Origin of the sequence: Mycoplasma zalophi (genome assembly GCF_025486335.1) — a bacterium.
Classification (GTDB): Bacteria; Bacillota_I; Bacilli_A; order Mycoplasmatales; family Metamycoplasmataceae; genus Metamycoplasma; species Metamycoplasma zalophi.
Map to the genome: position 1 here is coordinate 23,294 of NZ_JAOOPZ010000004.1, position 21,377 is coordinate 44,670.

At 25.2% G+C, this 21,377-nt stretch carries 21 protein-coding genes and 3 rRNA genes; 20 read left to right on the forward strand and 4 right to left on the reverse strand.

From position 1 onward, the window contains the following. Positions 1-28: 28 nt before the first annotated feature. Together N8G13_RS02920 and N8G13_RS02925 are read right to left on the reverse strand one after the other, a co-directional pair. A complete protein-coding gene (locus N8G13_RS02920; protein ID WP_262289401.1) occupies positions 29-1,303 on the reverse strand; it encodes a hypothetical protein in 1,275 nt (424 codons plus the stop codon). A gap of 264 nt (positions 1,304-1,567) precedes the next feature. Beyond that, positions 1,568-2,548, reverse strand: coding sequence for an aspartate--ammonia ligase (locus tag N8G13_RS02925; RefSeq protein WP_262289402.1), 981 nt, complete (start codon positions 2,546-2,548; stop codon positions 1,568-1,570). A gap of 109 nt (positions 2,549-2,657) precedes the next feature. Between N8G13_RS02925 and N8G13_RS02930 the strand changes: the two genes are divergently transcribed. The 7 genes from N8G13_RS02930 to N8G13_RS02960 all read left to right on the forward strand — a co-directional run bounded on the left by N8G13_RS02930 (position 2,658) and on the right by N8G13_RS02960 (position 10,878). Next, positions 2,658-4,487 (forward strand): multidrug transporter MATE, encoded by a 1,830-nt coding sequence (locus N8G13_RS02930; protein WP_262289403.1) that lies wholly within the window; start codon positions 2,658-2,660, stop codon positions 4,485-4,487. Positions 4,488-4,590: 103 nt separating this feature from the next. After that, positions 4,591-5,430 carry a methionyl-tRNA formyltransferase gene (locus N8G13_RS02935; protein WP_262289404.1) on the forward strand — a complete coding sequence of 280 codons (840 nt, stop codon included), beginning with the start codon at positions 4,591-4,593 and terminating at the stop codon, positions 5,428-5,430. After that, positions 5,420-6,085: a uracil-DNA glycosylase gene (locus tag N8G13_RS02940; RefSeq protein WP_262289405.1), complete on the forward strand. Its 666-nt coding sequence runs from the start codon at positions 5,420-5,422 to the stop codon at positions 6,083-6,085. Before N8G13_RS02935 ends, N8G13_RS02940 begins: the two co-directional genes overlap by 11 nt. An 8-nt stretch (positions 6,086-6,093) precedes the next feature. Then, entirely contained in the window at positions 6,094-7,467 is a 1,374-nt protein-coding gene (locus N8G13_RS02945; RefSeq protein WP_262289406.1) for a M17 family metallopeptidase, read from the forward strand. Further along, entirely contained in the window at positions 7,467-8,792 is a 1,326-nt protein-coding gene (locus N8G13_RS02950; protein ID WP_262289407.1) for a M17 family metallopeptidase, read from the forward strand. The genes N8G13_RS02945 and N8G13_RS02950 overlap by 1 nt, the downstream gene beginning before the upstream one ends. After that, complete coding sequence (locus N8G13_RS02955) at positions 8,782-9,654, forward strand: ECF transporter S component (protein ID WP_262289408.1); 873 nt, start codon at positions 8,782-8,784, stop codon at positions 9,652-9,654. Before N8G13_RS02950 ends, N8G13_RS02955 begins: the two co-directional genes overlap by 11 nt. Positions 9,655-9,786: 132 nt before the next feature. Then, positions 9,787-10,878: a hypothetical protein gene (locus N8G13_RS02960; protein ID WP_262289409.1), complete on the forward strand. Its 1,092-nt coding sequence runs from the start codon at positions 9,787-9,789 to the stop codon at positions 10,876-10,878. Between the two features lie 147 nt (positions 10,879-11,025). Here N8G13_RS02960 and plsY read toward each other — a convergent pair whose 3' ends face one another. Further along, positions 11,026-11,688: a glycerol-3-phosphate 1-O-acyltransferase PlsY gene (gene plsY, locus N8G13_RS02965; RefSeq protein ID WP_262289410.1), complete on the reverse strand. Its 663-nt coding sequence runs from the start codon at positions 11,686-11,688 to the stop codon at positions 11,026-11,028. 100 nt (positions 11,689-11,788) lie between these two features. Between plsY and lepA the strand changes: the two genes are divergently transcribed. Genes lepA through N8G13_RS02980 form a run of 3 tightly spaced genes read left to right on the forward strand, consistent with a single transcriptional unit; the run spans position 11,789 to position 14,734 of the window. Further along, positions 11,789-13,582 carry a translation elongation factor 4 gene (gene lepA, locus N8G13_RS02970; protein WP_262289411.1) on the forward strand — a complete coding sequence of 598 codons (1,794 nt, stop codon included), beginning with the start codon at positions 11,789-11,791 and terminating at the stop codon, positions 13,580-13,582. Positions 13,583-13,590: 8 nt separating this feature from the next. Next, positions 13,591-14,505, forward strand: coding sequence for an MSC_0882 family membrane protein (locus N8G13_RS02975; RefSeq protein ID WP_262289412.1), 915 nt, complete (start codon positions 13,591-13,593; stop codon positions 14,503-14,505). A 1-nt stretch (position 14,506) separates the two neighbouring features. Further along, positions 14,507-14,734, forward strand: coding sequence for a YneF family protein (locus tag N8G13_RS02980; RefSeq protein WP_262289413.1), 228 nt, complete (start codon positions 14,507-14,509; stop codon positions 14,732-14,734). A 61-nt stretch (positions 14,735-14,795) separates the two neighbouring features. Here N8G13_RS02980 and N8G13_RS02985 read toward each other — a convergent pair whose 3' ends face one another. Then, the gene (locus N8G13_RS02985) at positions 14,796-15,329 is read right to left on the reverse strand and encodes an NUDIX domain-containing protein (RefSeq protein WP_262289414.1); all 534 of its coding nucleotides are present in this window, start codon (positions 15,327-15,329) and stop codon (positions 14,796-14,798) included. Positions 15,330-15,491: 162 nt separating this feature from the next. On the opposite strand from N8G13_RS02985, the gene rrf (N8G13_RS02990) reads away from it, so the two are divergent. The 10 genes from rrf (N8G13_RS02990) to rpsR all read left to right on the forward strand — a co-directional run bounded on the left by rrf (N8G13_RS02990) (position 15,492) and on the right by rpsR (position 21,340). Continuing rightward, positions 15,492-15,595 (forward strand): 5S ribosomal RNA (rrf, locus tag N8G13_RS02990). Positions 15,596-15,684: 89 nt separating this feature from the next. Further along, entirely contained in the window at positions 15,685-16,614 is a 930-nt protein-coding gene (locus tag N8G13_RS02995; RefSeq protein ID WP_262289415.1) for a hypothetical protein, read from the forward strand. A gap of 92 nt (positions 16,615-16,706) precedes the next feature. After that, positions 16,707-16,810: ribosomal RNA gene (gene rrf / locus N8G13_RS03000) — 5S ribosomal RNA — on the forward strand. A gap of 48 nt (positions 16,811-16,858) precedes the next feature. After that, positions 16,859-16,962, forward strand: a 5S ribosomal RNA gene (rrf, locus tag N8G13_RS03005). 76 nt (positions 16,963-17,038) lie between these two features. Beyond that, positions 17,039-17,866 carry a DNA-binding protein WhiA gene (gene whiA, locus N8G13_RS03010; protein WP_262289416.1) on the forward strand — a complete coding sequence of 276 codons (828 nt, stop codon included), beginning with the start codon at positions 17,039-17,041 and terminating at the stop codon, positions 17,864-17,866. An 8-nt stretch (positions 17,867-17,874) separates the two neighbouring features. Next, positions 17,875-18,660 (forward strand): MAG0110 family membrane protein, encoded by a 786-nt coding sequence (locus N8G13_RS03015; protein WP_262289417.1) that lies wholly within the window; start codon positions 17,875-17,877, stop codon positions 18,658-18,660. An 81-nt stretch (positions 18,661-18,741) separates the two neighbouring features. Beyond that, complete coding sequence (locus N8G13_RS03020; RefSeq protein WP_262289418.1) at positions 18,742-19,926, forward strand: acetate/propionate family kinase; 1,185 nt, start codon at positions 18,742-18,744, stop codon at positions 19,924-19,926. 157 nt (positions 19,927-20,083) lie between these two features. After that, positions 20,084-20,545, forward strand: a complete 462-nt coding sequence (rpsF, locus tag N8G13_RS03025) for a 30S ribosomal protein S6 (protein ID WP_262289419.1) — start codon at positions 20,084-20,086, stop codon at positions 20,543-20,545. A 20-nt stretch (positions 20,546-20,565) separates the two neighbouring features. Next, positions 20,566-21,078 carry a single-stranded DNA-binding protein gene (locus tag N8G13_RS03030; protein WP_262289420.1) on the forward strand — a complete coding sequence of 171 codons (513 nt, stop codon included), beginning with the start codon at positions 20,566-20,568 and terminating at the stop codon, positions 21,076-21,078. Positions 21,079-21,091: 13 nt separating this feature from the next. Next, on the forward strand, positions 21,092-21,340 hold the full coding sequence (rpsR, locus tag N8G13_RS03035; protein ID WP_216488254.1) for a 30S ribosomal protein S18: 249 nt from the start codon (positions 21,092-21,094) through the stop codon (positions 21,338-21,340). Positions 21,341-21,377 lie beyond the last annotated feature (37 nt).

Here is a 21,377-nt window from a genome sequence, read left to right on the forward strand (position 1 = left end):
CATAATTAAAAATTTTTCAAATAAATTATTAATTAGTTTTTTCAACTACAATTCTTTGTCCTTTAACTATTAACTTATGACCTGGTCATTCAATTATTTGTGATTTACCATCCTTTGATTTATATGATAGTGTAATTACTAAATTTTCTGAGTTTTCATGTTTTAGTATCGAATCTATTTTTGTTATTGTTACACTAGCATAATCTTCTTTTGCATTTACAATAGCTTTAATTGGTCAAAAACCAGTGCCTGGTTTTGTAGCTAATAAGTAAAATTCATAATTTTTGAAATTTTCATTTGAACCAATTCCTTTTATCCTAAGTACTAAATTTTTTGCATTAGCATAAATATAATCAATTTTAAATTCATTAGTTTGAAAGCCATCAACATCCCCGTTTATTGATTCTCCTTTTTGTGTATTTAATTGTGTTGTATTGTTTTCATTGCTTTTATTGTCGTGTATTTCTTTCTTTGTTTCCATATTTTGTTTTTCTTCAGTTTTTGGTTCTTTTGGTTCTTTTGGTTCTGTTTTTTGAATATTATTTGAGTTTGTGGATTTTGCATTTTCTTTTTGCGTATTTGGAGATTCTTGTGTATTTGTGCCGCTTCCAACATTATTTTTTAAATCATTTTCAGATTTATCTGGTGTAGAATTTTTTGGTTGAGTTGCATTTTCTTTTGGCGTACTTGGAGATTCTTGTGTATTTGTGCCGCTTCCAACATTATTTTTTAAATCATTTTCAGATTTATCTGGTGTAGAATTTTTTGGTTGAGTTGCATTTTCTTTTATAATTTCAGAATTAGCTGGCTGCGTAGAATTTTCTTGTTTTTTTAGGTTTTTTAATTTTTCACCACTTGTAGAATTATCATTGTTAACTTTATTTTGGCTTTCATTACTTAAATCATGTCTTGGCTGTTGTGGTTGACTTAGATCATTGCTTGAACTTTGATTTTCATTTATTTTTGGAGTTGATGTTAAATTACTATTTGAATTTGGTGCTTCTGGTTTGTTTTTTATCTCTGTATTTTTTGTTTGGTTTTGAGTATTTTGAGTGTTTTTCGGTGCTTTATCACTTTGTTTGGTTAAGTTTGTTGTATTGTTTGTTTTTGGTTTTTGCGGTGTAATAATTGGTTTGTTTTCTTTTTGTAAATTATTTTCATTACTTAATTCACTTTTATTCGCTTTATCAATAGTTTCTTTTGCTTTTTGTGCGTTGGTATTATTATGAGCGCAAGAAATCGCTATAAACGGTATGGTTATTGACAAAGGCAATAACAAAATAAAAAACTTATGTTTTTTCATATAGTTCCTTTTTATATTAATAATTCATATTTATAAAATAATTTTTAAATTTTAAAGACATAAAATAAATTGCAAAAATTAATAAATTTAAAGTATTTAAAAATTATTTACAAAATTATACTAAAAAGTAATTAAATTTACAAAATAAAATTATTTTTCAGTATTTTTTTGAGTATATTTCAGTATTTATATTTAAAAATAATGAATTTATCACTATTAAAAAAACAAATAAAAATGCCATGATTTGGCATTTTTTATGATTGTTTACAGTAAATTAATTCCCTTAGTTTGTAGATTTTGTCTATCTTCGTCAGATCAAATACTTACTTGAACTTCTCCGATATGTTGTTTTTCTAATAAAAACATGGCAATTCTACTTTGTCCTATTCCACCACCAATTGTGTAAGGGAGTTTTGAATTAATAATATTTTTATGATATTCACTAATATTTTCAATTTCTTGTTTGCTTGTTTTATATTGATTTATCATTGCCACATCATCTACTCTTATTCCCATGCTTGAAATTTCTAAAGGACAATCATTAGGTGCGTGATAAACAATTAAATCTCCATTAAGTGTTCAATCATCATAATCTTTTGCACGTAATGAATGAGGTTTTTTATCAGCTAAAGGATAACCTATTTCTGTTATGAATACTGCTTTGTGTTTTTTTACTATTTCATATTCGCGTTCTTCAGGTGATAAATGAGGGTATAAATTTTGTAATTCAGATGAAGAAATAATAAATAAGTTTTTAGGAAGTTTTTTAGATAATTGAGAGTATTCAGATCTAATTTTTTTCTCAGTGGTTTTTAGACATTCAAAAATATCTTTTGCTATTTTATGTAATGTTGTTTTATTTCTTTCTTCTTTTGCAATGATTAATTCTCAATCTCATTGGTCTACATATATGCTATGTAAAAAATCTAATTTTTCTTCTCTTCTTATTGCGTTCATATCACAATATAAACCTGTATGCATTTTAAAGTTGTAATTTGCTAGTGCTTGTCTTTTTCATTTTGCAAGAGAATGAACTATTTCTAGTTTATCGTTTAAATCTTTTGCTTCAAACATAACTGGTTTTTCACCATTTAAACCATCGTTTAATCTGCTTATTGATGTTAAAAATAATGGAGCGGACACTCTTACTAAATCTAATTTTTTAGAAATATAAACTGAAAAAACATTTTTTAATTCTGCAATTGCATATTGTGTTTCATTGATATTTAATAAAGATTTATACATTTTTCTCCTATTCTTTTAAATTCTACTAAATTAAATATTTAAAAATAAAAAAATTATTGATTATTTTTTTCGTAGTGATAAAATAAATCATTATTACAAAGAGGGGAAAATGGCGATGGTTATTTCAGAAAATAAAAAACAACAACGAGCAATCCAATTATTTGAAAAAACACCAATAAAAAAAGCTATTTTTATTGTTACTATACCTGGTATTTTAACAATGTTAACAATGGGTCTTTATGCATTTTTTAATCAAGTATTTATTTTAAATTTTGTACCTAGAACGATTGGTTTATTAAATGGTGATTTAGCTTCAAATAGTGATAAATTATATTTTTATTTAGATAATGCTATTCCAATTTTAAATCGAGAGCAATTTAATTCCATGTTTAATTTTTATATGTCAACACTTCCTGATGGAGAATATATTTCAACTATTTCTAGTGATGTTATGGCTTCAATTTCAATGAATGCTGCTTCACCTTTTTTTATTAGTGCTAATGCTGTTATATTTTTAGTTCCTATGGGTTCAAGTGTTTATTACACAAAATGTATTACAAAAAAAGTAGAAAGAACCGGAAAAGATCTTTGAGCAACTACTTTTTGAAGTTCATGTATAGTTGCATTGTTTACAACTTTATTGATGTTTATTTTTATCTGAAGTAATTTAACGGGACAAATTGTAAGTCACTCAAAATTTAATTCCGCTAGCTTAACTTTATTAGATAATGAATTTAAAAATGCTTCATTTGTAACGGAATCCAATTTATTACCTTCACATATTTTTCAAGGATATTATGATGCAAGCCGTAAAATGGCCACTTCATGAGTAAATACTTATTTATATATTTATGGTTCTGGAAGTATTTTACAAGCTTTATATTTATTATTTAGCTATTTATTAAGAGCAGAAGGGAAAAATGCTCATGTAATGATTTGAGCAATTGTTGCCAATGTCATTGGACTTGCATTTGATGCTTTATTTATTATTGTTTTAAAAATGGGTATTTTAGGCGGAGCTTTAGCAACATTAATTGGTTGGTTTTTTAACCTTGGAGCATATTCGATTTATGTATGAATTGGAAACAAACAAAGCACAACATGACTAAGTTATAAACATTTATTACATTTTAAATTTAGATGAAGATTACTAATGCCTATCTCTTTATTGGGATTAAGTGCATTTGTAAGAACTCTAGGAGTAGGTTTAATTAATTTGATGATAACTTTACTTTTAAATAATTTACCTTTTAGTGATGGGTTTACCAATGTTTATAATTGAGCAAAAGCAGCTCCAAGTATAACCTTATTTGCTTTAGCATTATTTGGTATAAGTGATGGTGCCGCTTCTTTATTAAGTTATAACTATACACAAAGAAACATCCAAAGAATTAGACAAATATACTGATGATCTTTATTGATTGCTGCAATTTATGCACTACTAGTTTATATATTAGTTGCTTCTTTTGCTAAATACTTTGCAATTTCTTTATTTGTACCGGAAAACAGATTACAAGATGTTATGTTATATATGCGAATTAATATGTTAAGAATGATTTTTTATAGCTTAGCTATTGGAGGAATATTATTATTTAGAGCAACGAATGATATTAAAATGTCAATACTTGTTGTTTCACTTGAAACGTTTATAACATTTTGATTTGTTATGGGTATTGCGGTGGGAGTTGGGTTTGCATTATTTAATAATGGTTATCCAAATAGTCAATCTAGTTTAGTTGTTAGTGTTGGATTCGCATTAAATGGACTTGTAACAGGAATTATAAGTTTTATATTGAGTCTAAAATGGTTATATAAAACACTACCAAACATCGATAAAAAAACAAAATTAACTTGAAGCATACAAATTGAAAACAATTTTTTTGAACATGCTAATAAATTAGAAGAAGAATATAAAAAAACTTTGATTACAAATAGTTAATTGATAAGCATCTTGTTTATAAGATGCTTATATTTTTATAAAATTTAACACAACTTTGTCATTTTATTTGCTTTATATATTAATTAATTTATAATTTGATAATATGAAATTACTATTAGCAGGAACAATAAAATTTAGTGTAAAAATTTTCGAACATTTAATTAAAAATTATGAAATTGTCGGAATTATTTCACAACCAAACAGAAAACTAAATAGAAAAAAAGAACTACTAGATACAGAAGTAGCTGAACTTGCAAAAAAACATGATATTAAATTATTTCAACCAGAAAAAATATCAGAAATTTATGAAGAATTATCAGTTTTAGATTTTGATTTTTTAATAACGGCAGCTTTTGGACAATTTATTCCAAGCAAAGTGTTAAATTTAGCCAAAATTGCTTCTATTAATGTTCATGGTTCATTACTTGAAAAATATCGTGGAGCAGCTCCAATTCAACATGCATTTTTAAACAATGAAAAAGAAATGGGAATTACTTTAATTTACATGACTAAAGAAATGGATGCGGGAGATATGATTGCAAAAGCTAAATTTGAAGTTCAAGAAGAAGATACTGCATTAGAAGCATATGAAAAAATGGCAGATTTAGCAATTGAAAATATTGATTCATGATTAAAAGGACTGTATACAAAAACAATTTTAGCCGCTAAACAAGATACTTCAAAAGTAACATATGCACCAAAAATATCAAATGAAGAAAGTGAAATTACTCAAGATATGACCAAAAAGGAGGCTCTTGCAAAAATTAAAGCTTTAAATAATCAACCTGGAGCCTTTTTATTTTTAAACCAAAAAAGAATAAAAGTGTTTAGAGCGACAGAAAAGAAAATTCAAAGTCCTTTAAAAGTTATGTTTAGCGATGGTTATTTATATTTTTATGAATATCAATATGAAGGTAAAAAAATTGTTAAACATGAATTATAATTTACAAAAATTTTTAAAAGAAGAGTCACAAAAAGAATATTTTATTAATTTACAAAAAAAATTACAAAGTGAAAATCAACAAATTGTCCCCGAAATAAAAAATTGATATAGGGCTTTTGAATTAGATTGAAATAATGTAAAAGTTATTATTTTAGGACAAGATCCATATTATACAAAAGGTACTGCAGATGGTTTAGCATTTAGTACAAATGACAAAAAAATTCCATCTTCTTTAAAAAATATTTTCAAAGAAATAAAAGCAAATTATTCTGAGGCTACTTTTGAAACTAACAGTTTAGAATATTGAAAACAACAGGGAATTTTGTTATCAAATACAAAATTAACAACCGTTTTAGATAAAGCTCTTGCACATGAAAAAATAGGTTGAGAAATTTTTGTAACTAATGCAATTAAAAAAATTTTAGAATTAAACGAAAATGTTATTTTTTTAAGTTTTGGTCAAAAAGCACAAAAATTTATTGAAAATTTGCATCTAGATCAACATTACGTACTTCAAACATCACACCCTTCAGGATTAAGTTGTTATCGTGGGTTTTTAGGTTCAAATATTTTTTTAAAAGCTAATTTAATTTTAAAATCTATAAATAAAAAAACAATCGATTGAAGTACTAAAAAAGTAAATTCAATGAATTAAGGAGAAATATGAATAAAAAATACATTCAAAAAAGAAATGAATTTGTACTTTTAAAAGCTGTTTTTAAAGATACTGATGTGCCTGAATTTGTTTCTAAAAATAAATTAGCGCTTACATTGGATAATAAAAACAACATTTTATATTTTTATGTAAATACAATAAAAAATTACACACAATTAACATCCAAAGTTGATTTTATTATTGAAAATCAAGATCAAGATATTTTAGTAGATGTAAAAAGTTTTGTTAATGAACATGTTAGTTATGAAGATGTTTTACGTTCATTTTATTTAAGAAATAGTTTTTTTAATGATGAAATTTATAATCAAAAAACTGAAAAAGAAAATTCTAAATATCAATTAGATTTTTTAATTGAAACAGATCAATATAAAGATTATGAAAATAAGTTAAATTTACTTGTTGAAAATGTAAGACAAACAAGAGATTTACAAATTACTCCACCTAATGTTTGTACAAGTGAATGATTAGCTGATTTTATTGAAAATGATTTTAAAAACTTTGAAAATGTCAGCGTAAAAGTACTAAAAAGACAAGAAATTGAAGAATTAGGTATGGGTCTTATGCTATCTGTTAATGCAGGTAGTTTATACGAACCTAGAGTTGTAGTTTTAGAATATAAACCAATAAAAGACTCAGATGAAAAAATTGCTATTGTTGGTAAGGGTATTACTTATGACTCAGGCGGTTATAATATAAAAACTAATGGTTATATGAATTACATGAAAATGGATATGTCTGGGTCTGTAATTGCTGCATATGCATTAAAAAATATTGCTCAAAACAAAATAAAAACAAACGTTAGTGTTGTAATGATGATTACTGATAATAAATTAAATAATGACGCTTCAGTTGCTGATAATGTTTATGTATCTATGTCTAAAAAAACTGTAGAAATTGTTGATACAGATGCTGAAGGTAGATTGGTACTTGCAGACGGTATAACATATGCAAAAGATGTTTTAAAAGCAAACACAATTATTGATGTTGCTACTTTAACAGGAACTATTTTGACCGCTTTAGGTGATAAGTATTCAGGAATTTATACAAATAGCGATCAAGAGTGAGAAATATTTTCATCAGCTGCTAAATCAGTTCAAGAAAAAGTATGGAGAATGCCTCTTCATGAAGATTTTAATAAACCTAATAAAGAATCTCTTGTTGCTGATCTTTTAAATTGTTCAACAAACGCAGCACTTAGTGATTGTAATATTGCGGCTTCATTTTTATATAATTTTGCAACAGAGCATGTTAATTTCATTCACTGTGATGTAGCCGGTACTACTGAAGATGAAAAACACAGACCACTTGCTGCTTTAGTTGCAACACTTACTGAATATGCTTATGCAAAGGAGAAAAAATAATGCAAAAATTTATATTAAGAGCAAAATTTACTGAAAATAGCGAAAATAAATGAAAAATCATTGAAAATGTATACACAAATGAAGCAGAAGTAATTGCGGGGCAAAAAGAAAAATTAACATTTGAAGATTTACAAAAATTTGCATTAAATTTACCTAAAAATGCAAATAGAGTTTATAAAATTGATTTAGACACTTTTGTTTGTGATAATTTAGATATAAAACAAGTTATAAAATGTTTTAGTTATGGGTTAACTTATGGTCAATATAAAACATTTTCATTGAAAACACAAGAACAAGAAAATTTAATATTCGAACACGAAATATATTCAAAAAACCTTGAAAACTTTCAAGAAATTGCAAAAAAATCACAAATTATTGCTCAAGCCGTTAATAATGCTAGATACTATCAAGCATTAAGTCCAAATATTGCAAATAGTGAAACACTTGCAAAACTTATTCCTGAACATTTTAAAGATATAGAAAACATTAAAGTTACTATTTTAGATCAAAATGATATGCATCAATTAGATATGAATTTAATGTTAAGTGTTAATAAAGGTTCATTATTTTTACCAAGAGTTGTAGTAATTGAATATACTCCAAATCCTAATGATAAAAATAAAACTGTTTTAGTTGGTAAAGGTATTACTTATGATTCAGGTGGATATTCTTTAAAATCACCTAGATCATTAGTTGGTATGAAATATGACATGACTGGTTCAGTAGTTGCTGCTTTTAGTTTAGAAGCTATTGCAAGGCTAAAAGCAAATCAAAATTTTGCAGCTGTTTTAATGTTGACTGATAACCGCGTAAATGGTGATGCATCATTACCTGATAATGTTTATAAATCAATGAATGGGAAAACAGTTGAAATAAACAACACAGATGCTGAAGGTAGATTAGTACTTGCAGATGGAATAACATATGCAATTAGAAATTTAAAAGCAACTAAACTAATTGATATCGCTACATTAACTGGTGCAATTTTTAAAGCATTAGGTGATACATATGTTGGTACATTTTCAACTTCTGATGAGTTTTTTAAAGAATTTGAAAAAGCATCAAAAAAAGCGCATGAAAAAATATGAAGAATGCCGATGGATGAAGAATATGCTGAAAATATTAAATCATCACAAGTTGCAGATTTAAAAAATGCAGATTTAAGTGGACTTGGTGGTTCCATTTCTGCTGCTATGTTTTTAAATGAATTTAGAGAAGATATCGACTTAATACATTTAGATATTGCAGGTGTTGCTAAGAAAAATAATTTTTCAACCATTACTATGGTACAAACTATTGTGGAGCTTGCTTTAAATGAAAAATAATAATCCAGATACACCTGTGTTGCAAAAAATTCATAATTGATTTAAAAATAATTTTAAATTAACTGCATATGATGTTGCCATTTTTGGCCTATTAATAGCGCTTTATATGATTTTTCATTCGATTCAAAAATTTGTTTTAACAGGACCTAAAAATATTTCAATAACATATGCTTTATTTGTTGTTTATGGAATTATTTTAGGACCAGTAAAAAGTGCAATTTTGAGTATTTTGTGTGATACAACTTCACAATTAATTTATGGAATTCAGTTTTGAATGCCTGAATATGCAATTGTTCCTGTGTTAATTTCAATAACAAGTGCATTCATTTTTAAATTAAGAAAATTAGATTCAAAATGATTGTGAATTGTTGGAATTATTATGTTAATTATGATAACAATTACTTTTATTAGTGTAATTTCTATCTATGGTAATTCTATTAAACAAAGAGAAACATCATTAAAAGGTAAAAACATTCCATTTAATATAGTTTTAGGAATTTCAATCACTTCATTAACTTTAATTTGAATTGTTGTAATTGTAATTTGTTTACTTCATAGCTTACACTCATCACAAAAAATTAAAAAAATTACTCAAAATTTATTTGTTATTTTGTTAAACATAACTATAACTATTGTTTTATATCGTTGATTCTGAGGGCCATTTGCTTACATAAATTATCATAATAGATTTAGAAGTGGGACATGAAAATATGAAGATTATTATCTTATTTTTATGATTCCAATTATTTTTAAATCATTAATTGAAATACCTATTTATACATTCTTTATTTTCAATTTACAACCAGCTATAAAATTTTTAGAAAAAAAATATAAACATGAAAACATTCAAAGACAGTTTTAATCAGCACTAGCTGATTTTTTTATGTCTAAAATCAGTATAAATTCAGCATTATTTGAAATTTTTGAGTCGTTTTTTTTTTTTTTTTGTTTCATAGTAAAATAAGCAATATAAAAATTTATTTCGGAGAAAAAAATGAGAATAAAATATAAAAAAATATTATTATTAACTATGTTTGCTACTAGTGCAATTGCAGCTATTTCTTTAGTTAGTTGTCAAAAAAATGAAACAAATGTAAGTAACAAAAATACTGATGTTGAAAAACCAATTCAATATAAAGTAAAAGAAATAACGCTTCCAACACAAAGTAACGAAAATAAAGAATCATCTTTTACTGAATTTATTAACGAAATTAATTCAGTTAATTCTTTACCAAAAGAATACAATGAAATTTTTATAAAAATGCCATTGTTTAACGTGCAAAAAAAATTTACACGTGAAGATTTTTTAACTAATGTCCTTCCATTAGTAAATAAAACAAATATAGATTTTAATTTAAACGAAGAAAGATTAGAATTTGTTATTGACACAGATATGACTTTAAAAGAAATGGAAGATTTTTTAGAAGAAGAATTTAACAATTATTATGTTAGCGACAAATTTTTTGCACAATATTTAAAACAAGCAATAGAAAAAGCAGATTATACCAAACTTAAAACAGGTAAAATAACACAACAAAAAGCACAAGAAAACAATAAATTAACTGAATATCAAAACGTTGTAACTTTAATAAAACAATGATTTTTTGATCAATCAATGATAACAATATCAGATGATATAAAAATTGTTGAAATTAATTACAATCAAAAACCAGCATGATCTTTAAGTTTAAAATTTGCTTTAAATAACCAAACATCTAAAACAATAAAATTAGACTTCAAAAAAATACCTAAAAATTCAAATTGAGATGAACAAACAATTAAAGAACAAAATTTAAATCGTGGTTTGGCAAACAAATTAAAAAACAAATGAAATGAAGTAGTTGCTAATTCAGAATTTGCAAATAAATTTGAAAATATCCTTCAAACTTTAAAACTAGCTATCTTAGTAGATGATCAACATAAAATTGCTTCTAGAGCATCAGTTATAACTTGAAATATATTAAGCGCTAATATTAGTAAAAAAGTTAAAGCGCCTAGATTTATTTTAAAAAGTTTAGGAGCAAAATTTGTTATTCCTAAACTTACAAAATTAATTACTTCACTAGAAGAAAAATTAAAAAAATAATTTTCAAAATTTAAATATTAAAAAACAAGTTAAAATTCACAAAAAAGTTTTAAATTTTAACTTGTTTTTTGTTATTTTTTAACATAAAAAATCAAACATTATAGTGTTTGATTTTTAAATTTGAGTATTTTTTCAGTATTAATACAATTATTTTTTAAATATTTTATTTTCTGTTTTATTTATTAATCTTAAAATGTTTTTTCTGTGTGAAATAACTACAAAAATATAACAAATAAATAAAATAACTGCAGGTAGTCAAAATAAATTTTGTACATTTGTAAAACCAAATAAACCAGTTGATATTCAAGGTATTAAGGAAATTAAACTTATTAATAAAGGTACAGTTATTGAAGCTAGTGAAACGTATTTTGTAATTAATATAATGATTAAAAATAAACAAATTGCAATTAGAAATAACACAAAATTAACAGCTAAGGTAATACCTAAAAAACAACTAACTCCCTTACCACCTTTAAATTTAAAATAAATGGGAAATAAGTGCCCTAAAACAACTCCTATACCACAACTAATTGCGATGATATTTTCAACAAATGGTTGAGAGTGTAATTGTTTTTGAATAAAAAATACCAGTATTATTGTTAAATAAGCTTTTAACATGTCAAATAAAAACACAAAAAGGGCAACATTTTTTCCATATGTTCTTAGTATATTTGTTGCTCCTGCATTTTTTGAACCTAGTTCTCTTATATCTTGTTTTGATATTTTTTTACTTATTATTATGCTTATATTTATTGAACCAATGAAATAACTAAGTACTATTAAAATAAAATTTATTCAAATGTAATTCATAAATTAAATTATATAAAACAATTATATATTTATAAAAAATAATATGTTATGCTAACCTGATACACAAGAAATATTAAAAATTTATTATAATATATAAACTATGACAGATAAAAAAATAAGAAACTTTGCAATAATCGCTCATATAGACCACGGTAAGTCAACTTTAGCAGACCGTATTTTAGAAATTACAAATACTGTTGAAAAAAGAGATTTAGAAGCTCAACATTTAGATCAAATGGAATTAGAACGTGAAAGAGGAATAACAATTAAGTTAAATGCTGTTGAAATTAAGTATAAAGATTATGTTTTCCATTTAATTGATACTCCTGGACACGTTGATTTTACTTATGAAGTTTCAAGATCACTTACAGCTTGTGAAGGTGCTTTATTATTGGTTGATGCAACACAAGGAATTGAAGCACAAACCCTTGCAAATGTGTATTTAGCAATGGAACATGATTTAGAGATTATTCCAATTATTAATAAAATAGATTTACCTTCAGCTAATCCCGAAGCAGTAAAAAAAGAAATTGAAGATGTAATCGGTATTGATGCTTCAGATGCTATTTTAGTTAGTGCTAAGACTGGTCAAGGGATTGAAGACGTTTTAGACGCAATTATCAATAAAATTCCTTATCCAAAAGAAGCAGATACTGCTAAACCGCTAACAGGACTTGTGTTTGACAGTTATTTTGATGCTTATCGTGGTGTAGTTTTACTTGTTAGATTGTTTAATGGAAAAATATCAGTAGGTGATGAGTTTGTTTTAATGCATAATAAAATGAAATTTTCTGTTACTGAATTAGGAATAAGAACTCCAAAAGAAATTAAAAAAGATTTTTTACAAGCAGGTCAAGTTGGATGAATTGCTGCAAGTATTCGTGATGCAAAATACATTCAAGTTGGAGATACAATTACATTAACTTCGAATCCAGCACCAGAACCACTTCCTGGATATAAAAAATTAAAAAGTGTTGTTTATACTGGGTTTTATCCAGTAGATACTCGTGATTTTAATGATTTAAAAGATGCTTTAGAAAAAATTTCTTTAAGTGATAGCTCAATTTCATACCAACCAGAAACATCTAAAGCTTTAGGATTTGGATTTAGAATTGGGTTTTTAGGTATGTTACATATGGAAATTCTTCAAGAAAGATTAGAAAGAGAATTTAATTTAGATATTATTGCTACTGCTCCTAGTGTTGAATTTTATGTAACAAAAACAGATGGTGAAACAATAAATATTACTAACCCTTCATCACTACCTGAAAGAAGTTATATTCAGATGATTGAAGAACCATATATAAGAGCAAGTATTTTTCTTCCACAAGAGTATTTGGGGTCAATTATGGATCTTTGTCAAAATAAACGTGGAAAATATATTGATATTGAGTACATCGATCAAAATAGAAGAAGATTAATATATGAATTACCATTAAATGAAATAATTTTTGACTTCTTTGATCTTTTAAAAAGTTATTCAAAAGGTTATGCAAGTTTTGAATATGATTTTATTGGTTTAAGAGAATCTGAGTTAGTTAAGGTTGATATTTTATTAAATGGTGAGAAAATTGATGCTTTAGCAATGATTGTTCATAAAGATTCAGCTTATCAAAGAAGTCGTGAATTATGTGAACGTTTAAAAACTGTTATTCCGCGTCAAAACTTTGAAGTTCCTATTCAAGCTGCAATTGGTGGTAAAATTATAGCGAGAGAAACTGTTAAAGCTTATCGTAAAGATGTTACTGCAAAATTATACGGTGGAGATGTTACTCGTAGACAAAAATTACTAAAAAAACAAAAAGCCGGTAAGAAAAGAATGAAAAGTATTGGAACTGTAGAAGTTCCTCAAGAAGCATTTTTAGCAATTTTAAAAACAGATACTTCAAAATAAGGAAAAATATGCAACTAAAACCCTGAAATCAAGAACATAAAAATCAAAATGATGACTCACAACATACTGCTACTATGTCAATAAATAATACAATTGAAAATAAATCTTTTGCATCAACAAAAACAAAAGATCCTGAAGGTATTATCCCTAATAGCATTATGAGAATTTATAATTGAGAAAATTTATCAAAAATTATTAATATATTAATTTCATCAGTTTTATTAGTAGCTTCTTCAATACTTATAATATTATTAGCTCTAAAACCAACATTATTTAAATTGGAAAAAACTCCTTGAATTTGATATGTTTTAATTGGTGTTTTTATGTTATTTGTGTTGTGAAAATGAATAAATGATGTAATTGAATTTTCTAGTTTAAAAAGATCGATTAAAGATTATCGCGAAACAATTTTAAGACAAGAAAAAACAACACCTGCTTTTATTGGTATTTTGTACAGAAAATTAGTTTTAAGGCAAACTTCACATAATTGAATCACTATTGCAACTGTGTTTTATTTTGGAATATTTACATTAATTTTTTGAGCAATTAAAGACTCACAATGAATTCAGTATGGTGATTTAGTTCATAAAGACACTAATAATCCTGCTTTTGTTTTGGATTTTAAAACATGAATAAATAATTCATTTCCAAATCCAATTAACTGAGTTTATTTATTTACAGGTATAATATTTTTAATAGTATTAATTCACATCGTGTGAGCTATATTAAGAAAAGTAAGAATAACAAATATTAGGGATTCTTTTGGATTAGAAACAGAAATCATTCAAAAAATTCAAGAAGAAAAAGCGAAACAAAATCGCTTTTATGCAAAAATATTTTTAATATCAATCTTATTGGTATTAATATTACCATTTATAATTTATATATTTACAAAGAAAATATTTTTAAGGAAAAGAGGTTAATATGTCAACAGGTGCTATTGTAGCTTTAGCTATTGGATTATTTTTAGTAGGGTTATTAGTTGGAGCAATTTTTGCCGCTTGATTAACTCAACGTAAAATCAAAAAACAATTAGATGAAAATCCTCCAATTAATGAAAAAATGATTCGTGTTATGTTTGCGCAGATGGGGCGTAAAGCATCAGAAACACAAATTAAAAGCATAATGCGTTCAATGAAACAAGCTAAATAAAAATGAATTAAAAAATTAACATCGACAAAATGTTAATTTTTTATTACCTAATTTATTTATATTAATCTTCAATTAATTTGTAATATAAATAAGCTAAACTAGCAATAGTTAGTTCATTTTTAACTATTTCTTTAAAGTCTTTTTCACTATATCATTTGTTATAACTTACTTTTTCAAATACAGAACCATCAGTAGTAGGTTCAATTTGTTTTAAATTAGTAACATCAAAAATAAAACCACAAACAATTTCATTTGATTGTGTACTTGCTAGCATTCTAAATGATTTAACTAGATTTTCTTCATTAACCTTAATTCCTGCTTCTTCAAATGTTTCTCTTATTGCTGTTTGTAAATAAGTTTCATTTTGTTCTAAACCACCAGTAATAGGGCTTGGAAAACAATCGTTTCATTTTTGTTTTTCTTTTATTTCGGGTAATGGTTGAAAATGAACTAAAAATTCTCTTTGATTATTTGTTATACGATAACAAAGTACAGCAACTGAATCAATATTTTTTCTTTCAGAATAAATAAAACCTTTGTCGGTTTGATAAAGACTTAATCAAGGTGTAAAATACAATAATTTATCTTTTTTCATATTTTCCTTAAACTTAAATTAAATTTAAATATCTAATTTATACATATATATTACAACAATTAAAAACAAGTGTTTAAAAATAAAATATATACATATAAAAATTGTAAGAAAAAATTTTTATTTTTTTTAACAACTTTTTTAAAAATAGTATAAAATATTAATTACAGCAATCAAAGAGAAGGGGTTCACCTGATTCCATTCCGAACTCAGCAGTTAAGACCTTCATCGCCGACGATACCGTATGGGAAAATAGGACATTGCTATTTTTTTTATTCTTTTTTTAATACAAAAGCAATTTTAAATATTGTATTTTTTAGATTTAGTGCAAAAAATACAGTGATAAAATGTATATATTATGAAAAACGAAAATATTTTTATATTAGCAATTAGTGTTCTTTCTCTTATCGTTTCTATTTTTTCATTGTTATTTTTTTATCTATACCCTTACATTAAACAACATATGATAAATAAAACCTTTACAAGAATTGAAAAATTTTATTCATTATATTCATATTTAAATCCTTGACTTTTACCAAAGGGTACAAAAACACAAAACTTGACTTATCAATTAATACATCAATCTTTGTTTTCAAGTGGACTTCCTAAATTTAATTATTTATTTGAAAACATAGGACAAAATATATTTGAATTTAATCCTTTTGTTTTAAGGTATACAAGTTGGGAAAAACAACTAACAATTACAGAAATTATTTACTTTTATAACTTTTGAAAAAAAGCTTTACCAAAGCTTAATTATATTAAAAATGTTATAAACAAATATGACTATATAATGGAAGTTGAATTAAAAAGAAAAATAATTGTATATAGAGATTCATCTGAGAAAAAAATTGAAGAATCATCTATTTCTCTTTGTCCTTCATTTGATAAAATGAAACTACTTAGAATTTTCACTAATCCATCTTCTTTTGATCATAAAGAAACAAAATTTAACTTAGATTGTATTGATGAATTAGAATATAATGAAAAAAATAAATATAAAAAAGAATTAAAATCAAATAAGTTTAGTTTAAATTTAAGGTTCTCAGGTTCTGATGCAAATAACGAATATTGTTATTCTATCATATTTGAAAATGAAAAAATTACTAGAATTGAAACATTTTTGGATAGTAATATTCTTTATTATTCAAAAAAACCTAGTAAAGAAACCATAGAAAAAACAATAAAAGATTTGGAATGAATAAACAAAACTTTTAATATAAATTCTATTTCATTAATTAATGACCCCACAACAACTAAATATATTAAAACTAAGCATTATTTATAACTAATTAGTAACATTTTGCTGTTAACAAAAAAGTACATTAAATAAAATTTATTTTTTTTGTAAAATTTAAAAAAATAGTGTAAAATATTAATTACAGCAATCAAAGAGAAGGGGTTCACCTGATTCCATTCCGAACTCAGCAGTTAAGACCTTCATCGCCGACGATACCGTATGGGAAAATAGGACATTGCTATTTTTTTTATCTTTTTTTGTAAAATTTAAAAAAATAGTGTAAAATATTAATTACAGCAATCAAAGAGAAGGGGTTCACCTGATTCCATTCCGAACTCAGCAGTTAAGACCTTCATCGCCGACGATACCGTATGGGAAAATAGGACATTGCTATTTTTTTTATCTTTTTTGCTAAAATGTAGATATAAAAAATAGTTAATAAGTCAATAAATAATAAACATTGTGAGAATATATGAAAATAACATTTACCCAAAAAGTTAAATTAGAAGTAATCGATCAAAAAATAAGTTGAGAATCAGCGATAAATTTTTTAAATGGAATTTTGTATACTCAAACTAATACTAAAATACATAAATTAATAATAAATAATGAAAATATTAGAAAATTCATTGAAAAAATCTTACAAACATTAAACATTGAATACAAGTTACCTAAAAAAAATTGACTTTTATTTGAAATACCCGAGATATTTTTTACTTATAAATATAGAAAGAAAAAAGAATTTTTTGCAGGAATTTTTATTGTTAGCGGATCAGTTAGTGATGTAAAAAGCACTTCCTATCATCTTGAAATAAAAACAAAAGATTTTAAATTTGCAAATGATATTCAGGAAATAATGGATCATTATGGAATATCTTTTAAGATGGTTTTTAGAAAAGATCATTATTTGTTATATATTAAAAAAGTTGAACAAATTTGTGACTTTTTAAAAGCCATTGGCGCTGTAGAAAGTTATTTGATTTTTGAAGAAAAAAAGATTGATAGAGATTATACAAACACAATTAATAGATTAACTAATTTTGATTTTTATAATCAACAAAAAATTGCAAAAAGCTATTTAAATTTTTTAAATCAATACGATTTCATTTGTGCTAATAATTTGCAAAATCTATTTACTTATGAACAAATTATTTTTTATGAAACTAAAAAAGAAAATGATGGTGCAAGTTTAAATGATTTAGTACTGCTTTTAGAACAAAAAAACATAAAAAAAACAAAGTCAACATTAGGTTATTACTTAAAAAAAATTGATAAGGTGTATAATAAATACAAAAAATAGGAGGAAATATGTATCAATACAACAATGAAACAGTAAATTACTCATTTAGTGAACTAAAAACTCAAAAAAAACACAAACTTTTGGGTTTGAGTTTACTGTGATTTAGTTTAGGAATTTTTATAACCATTTTATTTAGTGGAGTAATTGCTTCAATTCCTAGTGTGTATATCTCATGAATTTCATTTACGTTAAACATAGGGGTATCACCACAGACATTTATTTATGTGTCAGTTATTGTGGAATTTATTGCATGCTTTATATTTCAACTATTTTTTGCTTACAAAAAAAATAAAAAAATCAGTATAGTAATATCAATTATTGCTTATTTTGCTTATGTTTTGATAAGTACAGCTTCTTTAACATTTTTTACATTAGCATTAAATGCTTATTCACAACTAAATATGGCTCACGCAATATTAATGTTTATTATACCAATAGCAATGTTTGCGGTTGTTGGTGTTTTGGGATACTTTGATAAAGTAGATTTCAGTAAATTTACTTGAATAGTAACTGTTGGAATTATTGCAACAGTTGTTATGTGAATAATTTCATTTTTTACAGTATTTAGATCAAACAAAATTTGAAGTTTATATTTTGCATTAATGATTATTGTGTCTTTAGTAATAATTGGATTTAATTTTCAAATTATTAAAAAATATGACGTTGAATTAGAAAATAGCAACCAAAATAATTTGGTTATTGTGGGATTAAGTATTACTTTTGGATTCAATTTATATATATTATTTATTGGATTAATTTGAAAAGTTTTAATGTTAATGCTAAGAAATAAGTAGCAATAAAAGAATTTAATATAACAAATTAAGTTAATTATTATATTGAACAAAAACAAACACAAAATTTAAACAGGAGAAAAAATGATAAACAAAATATTAGTTATAAATGCAGGCTCATCATCAATTAAATGATCATTATTTAATGAAGAAAATCTTGATTTATTAGCATCTGGTTTAGCTGAAAGAATTAATGTTGATGGTAATTTAGTTTGTAAATTTGCTGGACAAGTTTTTGAAAAAAAAGTTGGTTTAAAAGATCATGAGGAAGCTGTTAGAGAGATTTTACAACAATGAAGTGAAAATAATATTGTTGAATCAATTGATGACATTAAAGTTGTAGGATTTAGAGTTGTAAATGCAGGACCTGATTTAATGAAATCAACAATAATAACTGATGAAGTTTTATTTGAAATTCACAGAAATACAAAATTAGCACCTCTACACAACCCAGGAGCTATACAATCTATTAAAGCTTTCCAAAAATTACTGCCAAATGCAAAATTAACAATGACAGTTGACACAGGATTCCACGCAACAATCCCTAAAATAAATTATTCATATGCAATTGACAAAGATTTAGCTAAAGAATATTCAATAAGAAAATATGGATTCCATGGTGTAAGTCATAGATTTGTAACACTAAAATTACAAGAAATTTTGAATAAAGAAAAAGTTAATTTTGTTAATTTACACTTAGGAAATGGTTCATCTTTATGTGCTATTCAAGATTCAAAATCTATTGATACTACTATGGGATTTACACCTCTTTCAGGAGTTATGATGGGAACAAGAAGTGGTGATGTTGATCCTTCTATAGTTTTATATTTATCTAAAGAATTAAATATTGATGCACAGGAAGCTACTGACATTTTAAACAAAAAATCAGGATTATTAGGAGTTAGTGGAATTTCAAGCGATATGCGTGACTTAGAAAAAGTTCAATTAACAAATGAAAATGCACGTTTTGCACTTGATTTATTTGCACAAAAATCAGCTGACTATTTAGCTTTATATTTAAACAAAATTGCTAAAAAACTAGATGCTATAGTATTTACAGCTGGTATTGGAGAAAATGATCCATTAACTAGACAAAATATTATTAATAGAATTCATTCATATAATGTAAAATTATCTGAAAAAAATACTGAAAAATTTGATAAATGATCTTTAATTAGCTCAGATGACAGTGAAATTCCGGTATTTGTAATTAGAACAAATGAGGAATTAATGATTGCTACAGATGCAAAAGAATTAACAACAAAATAATTTAAAATGCCAATTGGCATTTTTTTTATTAACATAACATAAAATTGAAAAATTATATTATAATAATATAAGTTATTTTTAAGTAACTATATTTTAAATATAAAATGGGGAAGGCACTCCTTGGCCAAAAAGGCCCAAAAGTCCAAAAGGAGAATAAATGAACAAATATGAAATTATGTTATTAGTTCACTCAACAACTTCACAAGAAGAAGTTGAAAAATTTGTTAATGAAATTTTTACATCTAAAAAAGAATTAACAAAATTAGAAAGAACACAATTAGCATATCCAATCAAAAAAGTAAATACAGCTCAATATTTTGTTTTAAATGTTGAAGCATCTGCTGAAGAAATTAAAGAATTTAACCGTAGAGAAGTTTTAAATAAATCAATTTTAAGAACATTAGTAATTAATTTAGATACAGAAAAACCTCTACAAAGAAAACCAAAAATTTCAAAAGCAAGAAGACCAAAATTCACACCACGTTCAAATGACAAAAAACCTTTTGTTAGAAAATTTGATCAAACAAACTCAAACGATGATAAAACACAAAAACCTGTAAGAAAATTTGACAAATCTACAAAAAAAGATTTTGCTAAATCACCTAAAATAGAAGAATAATAAAATCTAAAGGAGATAGAATGAATAAAATTATTATTACTGGTAGAATATCACAGACACCATTTACTGGAGTAACTGGCTCAAATACACCTTATACACGTTTTACTGTTGCTGTTTCAAGAAGACAATTTTCAGCTAATGCAGAACCTATAACTGATTTTCTTCCGTGTGTTGCATGAGCACAAAACGCTGAATTTATCAATAAATTTTTAGATAAAGGTTCATTGGTTTTAATAGAGGGTTCTTTACAAACGTCAAAAATGACTAGAAATGGTGAAATTAATACTTTTTACACTATAAATGTGGATAATGTTGAAGCTCTTGAAACTAAAAAAATGGCTCAAATGAGACGCCAAGAACAAAATTCAGATACATTAGATATTAATCAACTAGAACAAAAACAAACAACACAAAGCAATTATTCATTCAATAATAATCAATCTTCTTATGATACAAATGCAAATATAAATCCCATTGTAAATAAAGAATGAGAAGCGTTTGCAGATGAATTAGATAAAGAAATTAACAATTAATTAGGAGAAAAATATGGCAAGAAAAATAAATAAAAAACTTTTTGTGCGTCGTCGTCCATGTCAATTTTGTATAAATAACCAGGAATATATTGATTACAAAGACCAAGAATTATTACAAAACTACATTAACCAACATGGAAAAATCCTTTCATCACGTATTACAGGATGCTGTTCACGTCACCAAAGAACATTAGCTACAGCAGTTAAAAGATCAAGAATAGTGGCAATACTTCCTTTTATAGGTAGTGGTAGAGTTAAATAATCAAAAAATTGAGTCCTTGTCGGACTCTTTTTTAAAT